The organism is Paenibacillus sp. FSL L8-0708 (assembly GCF_038009325.1).
Taxonomy (GTDB): Bacteria; Bacillota; Bacilli; order Paenibacillales; family Paenibacillaceae; genus Paenibacillus_AQ; species Paenibacillus_AQ odorifer.
In genome coordinates this window covers 2591072-2605500 of record NZ_JBBPBC010000001.1, presented here as the reverse complement: position 1 = coordinate 2605500, position 14429 = coordinate 2591072, and the positions used below count along the sequence as shown (strand labels likewise).

General features: G+C 42.4%; 11 protein-coding genes. 4 read left to right on the top strand and 7 right to left on the bottom strand.

The annotated features are described in order from the left end of the window. Positions 1 to 23: 23 nt before the first annotated feature. Entirely contained in the window at positions 24 to 2339 is a 2316-nt protein-coding gene (locus tag NYE58_RS12185; RefSeq protein ID WP_341001978.1) for an endo-1,4-beta-xylanase, read from the bottom strand. 334 nt (positions 2340 to 2673) lie between these two features. Between NYE58_RS12185 and NYE58_RS12180 the strand changes: the two genes are divergently transcribed. Next, positions 2674 to 3051 carry a hypothetical protein gene (locus NYE58_RS12180; RefSeq protein ID WP_341001977.1) on the top strand — a complete coding sequence of 126 codons (378 nt, stop codon included), beginning with the start codon at positions 2674 to 2676 and terminating at the stop codon, positions 3049 to 3051. Here the strand turns inward: NYE58_RS12180 and NYE58_RS12175 are convergent. The 3 genes from NYE58_RS12175 to NYE58_RS12165 all read right to left on the bottom strand — a co-directional run bounded on the left by NYE58_RS12175 (position 3037) and on the right by NYE58_RS12165 (position 5862). After that, positions 3037 to 3495, bottom strand: coding sequence for a hypothetical protein (locus NYE58_RS12175; protein ID WP_076219371.1), 459 nt, complete (start codon positions 3493 to 3495; stop codon positions 3037 to 3039). The genes NYE58_RS12180 and NYE58_RS12175 overlap by 15 nt on opposite strands. 181 nt (positions 3496 to 3676) lie before the next feature. Next, complete coding sequence (locus NYE58_RS12170; protein ID WP_341001976.1) at positions 3677 to 5122, bottom strand: DEAD/DEAH box helicase; 1446 nt, start codon at positions 5120 to 5122, stop codon at positions 3677 to 3679. Between the two features lie 86 nt (positions 5123 to 5208). Continuing rightward, positions 5209 to 5862, bottom strand: a complete 654-nt coding sequence (locus tag NYE58_RS12165; RefSeq protein ID WP_076184328.1) for an HD domain-containing protein — start codon at positions 5860 to 5862, stop codon at positions 5209 to 5211. Between the two features lie 354 nt (positions 5863 to 6216). Here NYE58_RS12165 and NYE58_RS12160 point away from each other — a divergent pair, with 354 nt between their 5' ends. Continuing rightward, positions 6217 to 7494: a histidine--tRNA ligase gene (locus NYE58_RS12160; protein WP_076276372.1), complete on the top strand. Its 1278-nt coding sequence runs from the start codon at positions 6217 to 6219 to the stop codon at positions 7492 to 7494. A gap of 165 nt (positions 7495 to 7659) precedes the next feature. Here the strand turns inward: NYE58_RS12160 and NYE58_RS12155 are convergent, their stop codons facing one another. From NYE58_RS12155 to NYE58_RS12145, 3 genes are all read right to left on the bottom strand, one after another. Further along, positions 7660 to 9693: a methyl-accepting chemotaxis protein gene (locus NYE58_RS12155; RefSeq protein WP_076301241.1), complete on the bottom strand. Its 2034-nt coding sequence runs from the start codon at positions 9691 to 9693 to the stop codon at positions 7660 to 7662. Between the two features lie 196 nt (positions 9694 to 9889). Further along, complete coding sequence (locus NYE58_RS12150; protein ID WP_341001975.1) at positions 9890 to 10966, bottom strand: bile acid:sodium symporter family protein; 1077 nt, start codon at positions 10964 to 10966, stop codon at positions 9890 to 9892. 91 nt (positions 10967 to 11057) lie between these two features. Further along, the gene (locus NYE58_RS12145) at positions 11058 to 12011 is read right to left on the bottom strand and encodes a radical SAM protein (protein WP_038569765.1); all 954 of its coding nucleotides are present in this window, start codon (positions 12009 to 12011) and stop codon (positions 11058 to 11060) included. A gap of 405 nt (positions 12012 to 12416) precedes the next feature. Between NYE58_RS12145 and NYE58_RS12140 the strand changes: the two genes are divergently transcribed. Both NYE58_RS12140 and NYE58_RS12135 read left to right on the top strand, forming a co-directional pair. After that, entirely contained in the window at positions 12417 to 13406 is a 990-nt protein-coding gene (locus tag NYE58_RS12140; RefSeq protein ID WP_076276374.1) for a hypothetical protein, read from the top strand. Between the two features lie 82 nt (positions 13407 to 13488). Then, positions 13489 to 14043, top strand: a complete 555-nt coding sequence (locus NYE58_RS12135; protein ID WP_076276375.1) for a hypothetical protein — start codon at positions 13489 to 13491, stop codon at positions 14041 to 14043. The last annotated feature ends 386 nt before the right edge of the window (positions 14044 to 14429 follow it).

Here is a 14429-nt window from a genome sequence, read left to right as displayed (position 1 = left end):
AAAGCTCAGTTCTCCTACTTTCGCTATTGCGGCTCTGTTCCCCATACCAGCACTCCGTTCCGATAAAGGGTCACCTTGTTCCAATCCGCATAAGCGGTCTGAAGTGAATTAAACGAATAATCATTGGCCTCGTTAAAATTGCTCCAATCTGTCTTGTGTATCCGGGTCTGAATATCCCCGGAAGTTCCTCCAGCGACAAGCATGCCCGCACCTGCGTTGAATTTCACTTCCAAATAGTAATCTGCTCCCGTTCGGGGCGTGTCCAGCTTTACAAAGCTGCCTGCTACCTTGCTGTTGCCGATCTGGGCATAATCACAGAAAAAGGATTGCGGCTTGTCTCCATCGATCGTATACCAGTAACGGATGCTCAGCTCGCTAAGATCGACTGCAGTTGTGCCGTTATTTTTAATATTAAAATAGGGCTTCATCTGGTTGTCATTTGGGTTAGTATCCGCTGTCCGATACGCCACTGCAAGCCCGGTGACCGGTTCGACAGGCCCCGATCCTTGCGGTGTAGCCATCGCTTGTACAGAATTGCTGCTCGTACCCGCACTATTGACAGCATTCACAACATAATAATAAGTCGTTCCGTTGCTAACCGCCGCATCGCTATAGCTCGTCCCGGTAGCCGTAGTCAGAGTGGTATAAGGGCCACCACTCGTAAGTGACCGTTTCACCGTATAGGAAGTCGCGCCCGCCGAGGTGCTCCAGCTAAGATTCACGAGCCCATTGCCTGCAGCTGCATTCAAGTTAGCAGGAGCTGCTGGAACTACGGGAGCTGCCACTGTCTCCAATACAGACCAATAAGCTGGCTTGGACTGAAGGCGCTCATCGAACAATAAAGGCCAATTGTTACGGGCTACCGGATAGGTACGCAGCCAAGTATTACTGTCATCCTTCCCCCAGAGAGTGACATTCGTGACCGTATCCGTGTGCCGCAGGAAGATTTCAAATAATGATTTGTATAAAGCCGCTTGGCGCTGCTTCAAATTATCAGGGAAGGTCTCATAAGCTTGAGAATTATCAGAATACACACTAATATCCAGCTCAGTAATATGAGTTTCCAGCCCTAAAGCCTTGAATTTGATAATCGAATTCTCGATTTCAGAGAGCGAAGGATAATACAAGCTGATATGTGTTTGATGCCCTACTCCGTCAATAGGAACCCCTTTAGCCTGAAGTCGTACGATTAGATTGTATAGTGCTTGGCTTTTGGCTGGCTCATGCGTATTGTAGTCATTAATGAACAGTTTTGCGTTAGGATCAGCTTCATGAGCGAACTGGAATGCCTTCTCAATATACTCTTCACCCGCGATCTGGTACCACAGGCTGCGGCGCATGCCATCCGATTGCGAAGTATCAATCACTTCATTAACGACATCCCAAGCATAGATTTCACCTTTATAACGTTCCATAACAGTCTTAATATGACTCTTCATCCGTTCATATAACACCGTTTTGGAGACCAAATTACCACTGGCGTCACGGAATACCCAATCCGGTGTCTGCGAATGCCAAACCAGGGTATGCCCACGTACCTGCTGTCCATTTGCGGTGGCAAAAGCTACTGCCGTATCAGCTTCAGCGAAATTAAACACACCTTCCTGCGGCTCCGTGCTGTCCCATTTCAGAACATTTCCTGGCGTTACACTATCAAAATGCTTGGCTAACAATTGCCGATCCGGAGCTGTCAGCAGCTCACTATTCGTAAACGCCGAGCCGATCAGAAATTTGTTTGCAAACACATCCTTTAGCGAAGGAATCGCATCTTCGATGACAATTGGACCGAGATCCGGTAGCTTTTCCAATCGAAAATCATCCAAATAAAAAGAAGTTGTCGCGCTACCCGGCACTTCAAAATAAATAGAAAGCTGATCTGCCGGCTCCAATAGCTTGTACTGCGCCTGCAGCTTCACCCAACCGTTCGCTGTCACTGCACCAAAGGTCAAATTGTCATAATGAATGGTAGAAGGTAATGTCCGCTGCAATGACATATAGATATTCGCGTTAGATGATCCGGCAGGCAGCTTCACCCATCCAATAAACACATAAGTTTGTCCCACTTCCAGCTGGCTAGTCACATCCAGTGAAGGTCCATGCCACGTTTTTGTTCGGCCGCTTACCTCCAGGCCATATGTGCCGCTGCGTGCCGCATCTGTTTTGGCTGTAAGCACCTCAACTTCCCCACGTCCACTCCAGCCCTGAACAGTGCCATCTTCAAAATCGCTTTGCTGAATAAGCGTGTTCTCCGCATGTGCGGGTGCAGCCCAATACACAGGTACAAGCAAACATAAAACCAAAACAAAATTAAGCGCTTTCAAAAAAGTTCTTTTTTTCATCGCTTCGATTCTCCCTTCTGAATTAGGTTCGAACCTTATGGCTTCGTTTCTTCCTGTTCCCCGATACCGCTCGGGCCACACCACCTTTCTCATAAAAAAAATCAGAGCCTATCCTCAGGAGGAACCAAGCTAGGCAGGTCATCCGTGAAGTATGGGCTCTATATCGCCATAATATCACATTTGTTTCCATTTATGGAATGAAAATAAATTATTTTCGATCTTATTTTACTTAAGCTGAACGGATCTGCGTTATCAGCTCCATTTAGCGCCGAAAAAACCCAAGAGACGACACCATTATGGTGTTGTCTCTTGGGTTACATAACATGCTGACTGAATGTACGGAAATTTTACCGTACAATTCGGTATTTCCAGCTGGATCAGCTCATTATACGGGAGTTCTACCGTACAATTCGGCATTTCCAGCTGGTTCAGCGCATTGTACGGGAATTTTACCGTACAATTCGGCATTTCCAGCTGGTTCAACGGATTGTACGGGATTTCTACCGTACAATTCGGCATTTCCAGCTGGTTCAGCGCATTGTACGGGAATTTTACCGTACAATTCGGCATTTCCAGCTGGTTCAACGCATTGTACGGGATTTTTACCGTTCATTTGGACGTTTCCAGCGGGATCAGCGCATTGTACGGGATTTTTACCGTTCATTTCGGCATTCCTGGTATGTACAAGAACATTATGCTAGTCAGCTATTGATTTTTCTTTCGTTACTATCATGATCAGTAGTAAAAAAATCAAAACTAGTTGAATACCTAAATATATTATAGGAAAAAAATAGATAAGACTTATCTGATCAAAGTCAGGCTTAATATCAAAAAAACTTAAACCAACAACCCCTGAACCACTTGACTCTTTTCCTTGTAATTCTTTTAAATAAAATAGAATTCTCATGCTAGGAACAATACTAATAACTAACCAAGAAATGTTGTACCTAAGCTTTTCCGTCTTTAAAGCTATCTTGCAAGACACATTCAGGAGAATTATTGGGGCTGCATACATTATAAACATTTGTTTTACTACTTCTACTTCCAACTTCCCCGTTTTCATTCCCAAAAGGTAGATAATAATTAAATGCAAGAAAACAACAATGGTGACTTGTAGGAGTACTTTCATCCTTGTGCTTCTTAATTCACCTTTCAATCTATCACCTCTCACAAGTTATATTCTATTTTCTATAATTTTACAATGAAAAAATGGAGATACTGAGATACAACAACAAATAAAAAGAGAGCCGTGTGGTGAACACGACTCCCTCTTCATATAAACCGCATCAGTAGCGGCATATTTGCAAGGAGCTTAGCAATAAGCTGTCATCCTTGATTTATTTTTTAGCAATATGAACCTTCAGCTGCTTGCCCTTCACGGTGGTCTCTCTCATCGCTTGCAGCACCATTGCGCCTTTACCGTTCAAAATATCCACGTAGGTCACATTGTCCTGAATCGAGATAATCCCGATATCTTCGGCGGACATACCTTCAAGCTTTGCTATTGTGCCGACAAAATCCACGGCTCTTAGCTTCTTTTTCTTGCCGCCGTTGAAGTATAGCTTCATAATCTCTTTGTTTAAGCTTTCGCTTTTGTCCTTCTTGCGGACAGGCTGCTTATTGATCTTCTGCTCGAACGCTTCCTTTGCGTAGGCCACTGCGTCGTCCGAAGGAGCTTTCATATGCGGAATGCTGAAGCCAATATAGCTTTCGATTTCAGTTACCCACTTCTGCTCATTCGGAGTGACAAAAGTGATCGCTTTACCTGTCTTGCCTGCACGCGCGGTTCTGCCCGTACGATGCACGTAGCTTTCTTTTTCCAGTGGAATATCGTAATTAATCACATGGGTGATATTCTCGATATCAATCCCTCTAGCCGCCACATCGGTAGCGATTAAATAGCGGAATTGCCCTCTTTTAAAAGCATTCATGACCTCAAAGCGCTCATCCTGCTCCATACCCCCGTGGATCTTATCACAAGGATATTCCAGATCCGCCAGTCCTCTGAATACAGCATTCACCTGCTCTTGCGTACGGCAAAAAATAATACAGCTATCCGGATTCTCCACCGTAATGATATCGCTTAGCAAAGAGAATTTGGCAGCTTGTCTCACTTCAATCAATGCATGTTCAATCGTAGCTGTCGTAATTCCACTTGCCTGAATCTCGATATCCGTTGGATCGTTCATATATTTTAGGCACAAATTCTTAATGACTTCGGGTAAGGTAGCTGAGAATAACATCGTTACTCGCTCTTTGGGCAGCTGCTTGATGATCTTCTCGATCTGCTCAATAAAGCCCATGCTCAGCATTTCGTCAGCTTCATCGATGATCAAATATTTGATTCGATTTAGCGGAAGTGTGCCTCTTTCAATATGGTCAAATACGCGTCCAGGCGTACCTACGACAACATGTGTTTTTTGCGTAAGCTCTATCTTTTGAGGGGCAAAGGGCTGCTTGCCGAAGAGAGCAACTGCTTTAATCCGTTTAAAACGTCCGATGTTCGTAATATCCTCTTTCACCTGCATCGCAAGCTCCCGAGTTGGCGTAAGAATCAAAGCCTGCGGCTTATTCTCCACCCAATCCACCAGATCGCAAAGCGGAATACCATAAGCTCCCGTCTTGCCACTGCCTGTTTGCGATTTCACAATCAGATCCTTTTGCCGCAAAGCCACAGGAATTACCTTGCTCTGTACCTCCGTAGGTGTCATAAATTTCAGAACATCCAGTGCTTTAATTATCTCTTCGTCTAACTCATAATCTCTAAATTGCAATTCACTCATCGTTCAACCTCTTCTATGCCGATTGTTCTGGTTAAAGCGGAAACTCCGCGATCCTTCCATCTTGTGCATACTTATCATTATAGCAGTTATTGGCGTCCTTGATTCCATTCCTTATAGAACTGGTCCAGAAAATTCAACATGAAATCATGCCGTTCTTCCGCTAACTTGCGTCCATAAGCCGTATTCATTAAGAATTTTAGTTTCAACAGCTTCTCATAAAAATGATTCACAGCCGTCCCTTTGCTATAATCCCTGTATTCCTTCTGCAGCGACTCCTCGCGTGGAGAAACTTCCGGATCATAAGCCGGACGTCCCTTTGCGCCTGAGAAAATAAAGGTTCTGGCAACGCCAATCGCGCCAAGTGCATCTAGTCGATCTGCATCCTGCACCACTTGACCTTCCAGAGTCTGCATAGGTTCTCCTCCACCACCACTAAAAGACATCGTTTCAACGATCAGCATGATATGACGAATTTGCTCCTCCTCTGTAAGGTTTGCCGTAAGCCAAGTGTGGACTTTAAGCAGACCTGCTTCTTTTGACGGATTAAGCTTCTCGTCTGCAACATCATGCAGCAAGGCTGCCATCGTACAGATAAAAACATCCGCACGCTCGATCTCAGCAATTTCACATGCCGTGCTGCGGACCCGATGGGTGTGCCACCAGTCATGCCCCGTAGTATCTTGTCCTAGTTGTTCTTTCACAAATTCTTCCGCCCGGGCTATTATTAAAGGTTGATTCATCGTCAACAAGCTCCCCTCACCTATGAAATATCGAAGCCCTATTATAGCTGATTGCCTGTCCATTCGCCTACTAAAAATCTTTGTTATAACAAATTCTTACTTGCACGGCTCCAAATGATCCGCTATAATCGGCAGTAATCAAAATGTCGAAGGGAATTGATTCTGATGAACACCATAACAATCATGCTGAATCAACTTCATTATTATCACAAACAGCGTTAGCAACCCTGAAATTCTCAGGGAGGCTAACGCTACTCGCGTTGGCCTCCCTGCGGCATAGATCACGCGCAGGACCATGAGGTCCTGCGCGTTTTTTTATTTCTAAACTATGCCAATTCAAAGGAGCTACTAACGATGCAAAACATTAAAGGAACTTATGATTACTTCGGAAAAGAGCAGGCGCTCAGAAAGAACATTCAAAATACGCTGCAGGATTTGTTCGAACTCTATGATTTTGAATCCATGGACACCACATTATTAAATGAACTGGAGTTATTAACCTCGAAATATGCAGGTGGGGATGAAATTCTCAAGGAGATGTACCAACTCACCGATCAAGGCAACCGCAAGCTGGGCTTACGATATGATCTGACCATCCCTTTTGCCAAAGTGATCGCCTTAAATCCTGGAATAGTGTTTCCCTTCAAGCGTTATGAGATCGGAAAAGTATTCCGTGATGGTCCCGTGAAACGTGGGCGCCTGCGTGAATTTCTGCAATGCGATGTTGATGTTGTTGGTATTTCAGGACCTGAGGCGGAAGCTGAATTGATGCAGCTGGCCACAGAAGCTTTTCGCAAGCTGGACATCCCGATCATCCTAAAATGGAACAACAGACGTTTTCTCGGTGAGATCCTGGAATCGATTGGTGTACCTGCCGAGGACCAACTGTCCGTTATGCTAACCTTGGATAAATTAGAAAAAATCAACCTCGTCGGCGTGAAAAATGAATTGATCAGCAAGGAAATCGAATCTGCAACCATCGCTGATATTCTAGAGCTTATTGAAATGGACAATCCAAGCTTTGAGCAGTTATGCGAAAAATATAGTCTTACCGGACAACCGGGAGCAATGGAGGTTCTTGTCCTGCAAAAGCTGCTCCAAGACATTCAGCTGCAGCAGACTTGCCGTTTCGATCCCTTCTTATCCCGCGGGCTTTCTTTCTACACTGGAACCGTCTACGAGATCTTTGATGCATCCGGTTCCTTTACCTCAAGCTTGGGTGGTGGAGGCAGATATGACGCTATCATCGGACAGCTAGTGGGCAGAGAGGATATTCAATATCCGACGGTTGGCTTATCTTTTGGTATGGAGTCTATCATGGCGCTCCTTGCAGAACGTCCTATCCAAGAGCGCAAGACAGCAGAGGTTATGGTCATTCCGGTTGGCGAGACGCTCCCACAGGCTTTAATTGCAGCCGCCGAGCTCCGTGCCTGTTCTATCCGGACCAGTCTGGTATCCGGTAAAAGAAAACTTAAAAAGCAACTCGCCACAGCCTCATCCCAAAAAATACGTTACGTTATTCTGATCGGCGAGAGTGAATCCAGTGCGGATAAGGTGCGTCTGAAGGATATGAAGGAACAAACAGAAGTTATAGTTCCATTAGATGAAGCCATCTACCTTATTACTGGATAAACTGCTGCCTTATATTCTTCTAAAAAGATCCGCATAAAAAAAGACCCCGCCGGCGACCGGCGGGGTAAAGTCTATATATAAGGGAGGTTATACATGTACTATAACCCTGCAAGCTTAATATTTTATGAAAAAGAGATAAGGATTCCCTTAATTCATTTCAAACCCCTAGATCTTAAACTTATCTACTAACCCCTGAAGCTCTTTGGCACTTTGAGTATTTTCATCGGCCATAGTAACCTCTAGGAATGTTTTTTCCACGATATCCGCCGTTTTCACCGCGATATCCTGAATCCCTATAGCTCCTTCGTTTACTGTAGCAGCTACCTCATTAACGGCAATATTAATACTCGATATGGCCATACTCAAATGATCGGCTGCGCTCTCGAATTGTTTTAACAGCGTATTTACAGTAGCAGCATCACTGTTGTATTGCTGACTTACCTCAGTTAATCGTTCATAATCTGCTAGGACATTCTGGTCAATAAAAGAAAGTAATGCCTCAGAATTCTCCTTCATGGATTCAACAGAGGAATATACACCTGTTACCACACCTTGAATTCCGGCCGCAATCTTAGACGACTTCTCAGCCAACTTCCGAATCTCACCAGCTACAACCGCAAAACCTTTACCTGCCTCCCCCGCTCTTGCCGCTTCTATAGCTGCATTCAGGGCCAGCAGATTGGTCTGACTGGCAATGGATAGAATCGTATCCGTCAGTACATTAATCTCTGCAATCGCGCTCGACTGCTCAATCGCTTTTTCCATATCGATTCGCACGGATTCATAAATTTGTTTAGCATTCGTCGTAGATTCTGTTGCCTCATCCTGAAGAGTCAGCGCCCGCTCACTAATTTGTCTAGAAACGGCAGCGCCTTCCTTCACATTATTGGTGATCCCGGATACATTGTTATCAATTTCTGTAATTGCTGCTGTCATTTCCTCCGTGGAGGCTGCGGTCTCTTCCATACCTGCCGATAGCTGCTGCGTAGTCGCTGAATTATCGTGGGCATTTTCCCGCACATCTATAGACAGCTTCTCCAGCGTTTCTGCATTTTCAAGCACTTTGGACGAGATCGTAATTAAGCTTCCAGCCATCTCACGAAGTGTAGCCCGGGTGCTGAACATCGCTTTGGCGATCGTCCCTGTCTCATCTTTGTTTTTAGTCAAATACTCATACTCTGAGTCATGCGTTAAATTCAATTCTGCCGTTTTATTAATCATGTCCGTTAGTTTAACAATCGGAGAAGAGATTTTTTTAGCAAAATAAAGAGCAATCAGCAAGGCAATAATCAAACTTCCCACACCAAGAAATAAGTTGAAATTTCTCATATCAGTGACAGGTTTCACGATTTCATCGAGGTCTGCGGTTAATACAAGCAACCAGTGCGTCTCAGGTAAAACTGTATAGGTTGATTTTTTTTCCACACCATTATATGTATTATTGAGCAGGCCATCCGCTACCTTCTCACCAGATTTCACACGCTCCATAACAGCTGCGATCTGCGTATTCTCAATAGGCTGACCAATTTGTGTTTTATCCGGATAATATAATTTATTGCCGTTCTCATCCAGTAAATAAGCGTAGGAGCTCGTCGTGTTTACCACTTTGGTATCGGCCAAATACTTAATCATACTATCTGCGGAAACAGCTGATGCAATAAATCCAATCATCTTTCCATTACTCTTTACGGGCTGTACAAAAGCCACTACATAAGCTCCTGTAGATTTTGATTTCAGCGTTTCACTGATCACAGGCTCAGCCGTCTCCATTACTCTTTTCGTATAATCTCTTTCACTAAAATCTGTCCCTATAAGCTTAGTATCACTGTCAGCCACACTAATACCTTTCATATCACTGACTAGAATGTGCTCAAGGTTTCCTGCTTCCTCCACAATGCTTTGTAGACTGGCGTTCACCTCATTCTGAAGCTTATCTCCTTTGTTAACTCCACCATTCCCAGCTTGCAGCAGTAGATCAACAATTTCCGAACGGCTCGCAATAAGCTCTGTACTTCTCTGCTCTTTTGCTATCATGGCTGATATAGTCTGAGCTTTGTTCGTATTGACCTGCTTCATAGAATTCTCAGTAAGATTCACAATCGCCTGAGTTGATTTCAAATACGTAAATATCCCCATTACAGAAATACATAAAAGGGTCACACCTATCATAACAAGTGATAACTTTAGGCGAATCTTCATATTCTTTTCATCCTTCCGACTGCTTGTTCATTTGCGAACAATGAAATTGTAAATAATACAATTACTATCGGGTGGCAAAGTTGAATAGTGAATATAAATCGCGCAAAAATAAGAAATATATCATAAAATGTCGAAATTTTTCATGTAAATGAATAAAATATCACAGCTTTTAGGTCTTATATCCTTCACAAGATGGTTAACAAGGCCTGTCATCTGTCCTAGAAGAACTAGGTGGTTCTAGCTGAGAGACAGTATTCGCTTGCATTAATGCACCCTCACTTAACAGTCGTTTAGTTCTACTACGTAAAAATAGACCAGACATCGCAGCGAGTATTTGTTGGAATAACATCCCCGAAATTACTGGAAGCGCGACAGCAGGAGGAAAATATTTCACCGATAATACAGCTCCCGCACTTAAATTCCGCATACCCGAATTAAACTGCACCGCCACGGAATCTTCATAACTAAAGCGGAAACGGCGTGACACCAAAGCTCCGATCACATAGCCAAGCACAACGGTTATGAAGGTCACTCCAATAATGATCGCTAATTTGCCATCCGGATGTTTCAGATAACGGGCAATGCTGGCCCCATTAATAGAAACAACTACAAACAATCCGACTTTAACAAACGGAGCAAGCGGCGGACCACATACCGTATTTACTTTCCCTTTTGTCCATTGATTCAGCAGCATCCCAACTACAGAAGGAATGACTACCATCCATAGCAGCCCTTTCATCATATCGCCTAGCTGAATTTCAACACTCGCTCCCATCAGCAAATATAAGGTACCCGGGACAACAATGGGCGACAAGAGCGTATCAATCAGAATAAGCGCCAATGTCAGCGCAATATTCCCTCCGTACATCGACACCCATACCACACTTACAACACCTGTAGGAATCGCGAACAACAATACATAACCAGTTACTGTATATGGATCTCCCGGAAAAAAAGCCATGGCTGCAAGCCAGCCGATCAGCGGCATTACAATATGTAAAATTACCATTAGAATAATCAGCTTCTGAGGTTTCAGAAGTACCCCCAACAGATCCTTTAGGTTGGACTTCAAGCTACCGATCAGCGTCATTACAGCAAAAATCCAGGGCACGAGACCTGTGAACGGCAGCAGTCTGCTTTCGTTAAGTACGCCGACCACGATGGCTGTGGGTGTTAATAACGGCATAATCTTTTCTAGAACAACATTAGATTTGATGAGTCCATTTCTTATATTAGCAAACACTTGGCAGTACACCTTATGTATGAAGCTCATACATCCCTTATCTTTGTTTTTTATTAAGTCTACCATAAAAAAATAGGAACCAATTCTTAAATTGGTCCCTCGAATTAATCTATATAGAGTGTTAAACTTCTATGCCTTGTGGAAACAATGCATCCAGTGCTGGGCAGGGTTGCTTATCCAAAAACTGTGCCAATGGCGCTGGCATATTATTGTATAAATCTTTTAGTGAAGTTCCTTGATAAATGTTGCCGATAATCACCGGATGGCAAAGCTCTGAAATCAAAATGTCGCCATTTCCATGCAGATGAAGCTGCTTCTTCCCCTCAATACAGTGAGGAAAATACACACCCGGCTGCTCTTCGAACCCAAGGGCGTCCATAAAGCGGTCCATACAGGTGAAATACAGAATCGTATCTTCTTTCTTCCGTGCGATCAGCTCGCTCACTGCATTCTTTAATTGTTCCCGTGCAGCTATAGACTTCCAACCCGTATGATCCATGATAATACTGTTCTGAATTTCATGTGTGCGCACGCCCATTGCGTAGACATGATCGCTGATCTCCTTCATATTATCCTGGGTTTCACTGAACAGCAGCGTCTCCAGTACGGTATCCACACTTGTTGCAGCGAATAGGGTAATATTTTCTCTTATTTTTTCATAGATGCTTGGATGAATATTATAATATTTTGAGAAAGCTTCCGCAGTAGTAAAATTGAAGGAAATATGTATAGTCGTTAATCCTGCGGAGACCAATTGGCCAATTCGTTCAGCATTTAAAAGACTGCCGTTGGAATTTAACTGTGTCTGAATCCCTCTGGATGCGCAGTAGGTTACAATTTCCACACAGTCATCGAATTTCAGCGTCACTTCTCCACCTGATAAGCGTACTCTTTTAAGGCCTGGAAGTTCGTCCAGAATGCGGATGACCTCTTTTGCTTTGATGCTTTGTCCATCATTTCTATTATATGCACAGCAATAATCGCAGCGGAAATTACAGTTCGAAGTTACCCCTATTTCTAACCCTTCCAGCTCATAAGTAAGCGGTTTGTCGAGCTCTAATGCTTTATATCTCATACTCTAAAGTCCTCCTGAAAAATAATGAATTTAGTTCAAAAGTTCAACCTTAGAGATTATATAGGTTTATGGCTTAGGTTAATGTGAGTTTTATAACATTCGAATTGCCAGCTATAACAGCTAACGATCGTGACTACGGAAATATCCGTTCTTCCAACCGGATTTTTCTCCAGTTTCCTTTGTTATTACCGTATCAATTGGTAATTTTACATTACTTTCACTCTGGATTATATAGACCATTTTAAATTAAAGGAGCTTCTATATGAAGAAAGAACGGTACTCTCGAAGCGCATTCCTGAATCTCTCCTTCATTCGATTATGTTAATCATTGACAGATTTTCATAAGATCTTATATACTAATAAAGAGCCAAAATATAGTATTTTTGGTAAAAAAGGAGGATTATGATGATATTCCGAAAAATTGCCTCATTAGTACTGATTAGTTCTTTACTTCTTGGATCAACAGGTGTTGTAAGCGCTTCAAGTAGCAACAACAACGATGTCGAAGCACAGATTAGTAAGATTTATCAAGAAAGAGCGGATCTACTGGGAGAACATAAGGCTGGCTACGAAATAGAATATGAAAAGCTAGGGAAGGAACTAGAATCTTTGGGGGTAGATTTTTTAACTCCAGAGGAAGCACAAGTTGTAATAGCACAAAAAAAATCCTTAGGAACAGACAGCTCACAAATACAACCATTTGTTGATTTACCGGCGAGCACAAACATTGTTTGGTCTAGTTTCCGGTCTAACTGGGTCAAAAATGGGGTTACATATGAAGTTCAACATGTAACGGCAGAATCTAATGCTCAAAATTCTGCACTCAAAAATACGGGAGTAACGTTTCTTTCAAACTCAAATTCGTTGCAAGCGGGGGTTTCCAATCTTTTGGTGTCAGCTGCGACAACTACTCTTGGTTCATTTAATAGTTATGTAGGTGCTACCATAACTATATATGACGCGGTAAAGAACTTTATTTCTGATTCTAACTTTAGTAAAACAACTACAGTCAAAAATATTTCGGCGAGTTATACTTGGAACTGGTACGAATCAGTAGATTTTATGTTTATAAAAGAAGCTAGCAAGTCTGATTCTTATCAAAGTTTAGCATTAATTACTAGTACAGTTAGCGGCGCTAGTGCATATTCTATTCCTACGTTTAGCTATGCTTCAACAACTGGTGCCACAACAAATGCAACAATAAATCAGGGATCATCGAAACAATTTAGTTATACTGCCCTGTATCATAGAGATTCTTCTGCCGCAATAAATTATTATCTCAGCGGGCCTACTGCAACTTCTTTCATAACAAAAATTACTCTTACCGGGATTGATGGTAAAACCGTTCAAACTATTACCCCTGCTATGCCTATGGGTATGGGTTATTTATTGTAATAGATTTCAATTATTTGAAGTTGAGATTTGCGTCAAAGCGTTTTTGACGTAAATCTCAACTATTTTAATTTGGAGGGGAATTATGAGATTAAAGAAACCTATAACCTTAATTTCAGTTGTACTATTTTTAGTGCTAATAGGTGTTGCTTTGTTTTTATATAACTACAATTTCCCGAAAAAGGTTAACGTAGAACGTACTGCCGTCGTGTTCACCCTTAACAACTCTGCTTCAGCTAAAAGTACCATAATTAAGGTTAATGGGACACTATATAAACCAATATTTGGTCAAAAGAAATTTGTTGGAAATGTCTCAATAGATGCCTATGACTTCACAAAAGATCAAGAGGTCACTGTATATATCACTAAAAGAAATAAAGGCATAAATATGAGTACTCTATTTTATCTAGACTCCTCCGCACCATACGAAATAAATCAATACGCTCTAATGTGGTTTGATGATAAATTTGAAAACATCAATATTTGGCCATCTACTAACTGGATAGATGTTAAAGAGAAGAATTTGGCTTTCATTGCTACGGGTTCTAATTATGAACAAGCATTACAAACTCAAATAATGATGAGAAAGAAATTTGGTGATATGTTTGTTCCTCATGAATATGATTCGTTAGTTAAATGACTTGAGTATTGCGATTAATGGAATTGATCCGATCAATAGAAAAGCCCTCTGCAGATGCAGAGGCCAATGAAGAACTTACAATTTTTCTGTGCTACTGCTTAATGAACGATAAAACACAACACCTGCTCCGAACTTCGGACTGGTTTCGTATTTTTGGTCTCTTTATGCCCTCAGTTGTGTTCACCTCCAACACTCGAAAGATTGGCGTTAAACGCTTATGAAGACAGCAATCGGCTGCCAGTTACGGAGGCTAATTATCCACGCCATCCATTTATCCATTTTTTCTTGAGATTTTGCATGTGCATAGTTATATCGTTGAGTGTAACCTCCGTATCTAAATAACGTTCTTCATACTTTGGTATTAAAAGATACTCGCAAGCAGCGGC

Excerpts from the sequence above, each read along its gene's own strand:
- NYE58_RS12165 (WP_076184328.1), bottom strand. The coding sequence starts at position 5,862 with ATGAATCAACCTTTAATAATAGCCCGGGCGGAAGAATTTGTGAAAGAA.
- NYE58_RS12140 (WP_076276374.1), top strand. The coding sequence starts at position 12,417 with ATGATATTCCGAAAAATTGCCTCATTAGTACTGATTAGTTCTTTACTT.
- NYE58_RS12145 (WP_038569765.1), bottom strand. The coding sequence starts at position 12,011 with ATGAGATATAAAGCATTAGAGCTCGACAAACCGCTTACTTATGAGCTG.
- NYE58_RS12135 (WP_076276375.1), top strand. The coding sequence starts at position 13,489 with ATGAGATTAAAGAAACCTATAACCTTAATTTCAGTTGTACTATTTTTA.
- NYE58_RS12180 (WP_341001977.1), top strand. The coding sequence starts at position 2,674 with ATGTACGGAAATTTTACCGTACAATTCGGTATTTCCAGCTGGATCAGC.
- NYE58_RS12160 (WP_076276372.1), top strand. The coding sequence starts at position 6,217 with ATGCAAAACATTAAAGGAACTTATGATTACTTCGGAAAAGAGCAGGCG.
- NYE58_RS12155 (WP_076301241.1), bottom strand. The coding sequence starts at position 9,693 with ATGAAGATTCGCCTAAAGTTATCACTTGTTATGATAGGTGTGACCCTT.
- NYE58_RS12185 (WP_341001978.1), bottom strand. The coding sequence starts at position 2,339 with ATGAAAAAAAGAACTTTTTTGAAAGCGCTTAATTTTGTTTTGGTTTTA.
- NYE58_RS12170 (WP_341001976.1), bottom strand. The coding sequence starts at position 5,122 with ATGAGTGAATTGCAATTTAGAGATTATGAGTTAGACGAAGAGATAATT.
- NYE58_RS12150 (WP_341001975.1), bottom strand. The coding sequence starts at position 10,966 with ATGAGCTTCATACATAAGGTGTACTGCCAAGTGTTTGCTAATATAAGA.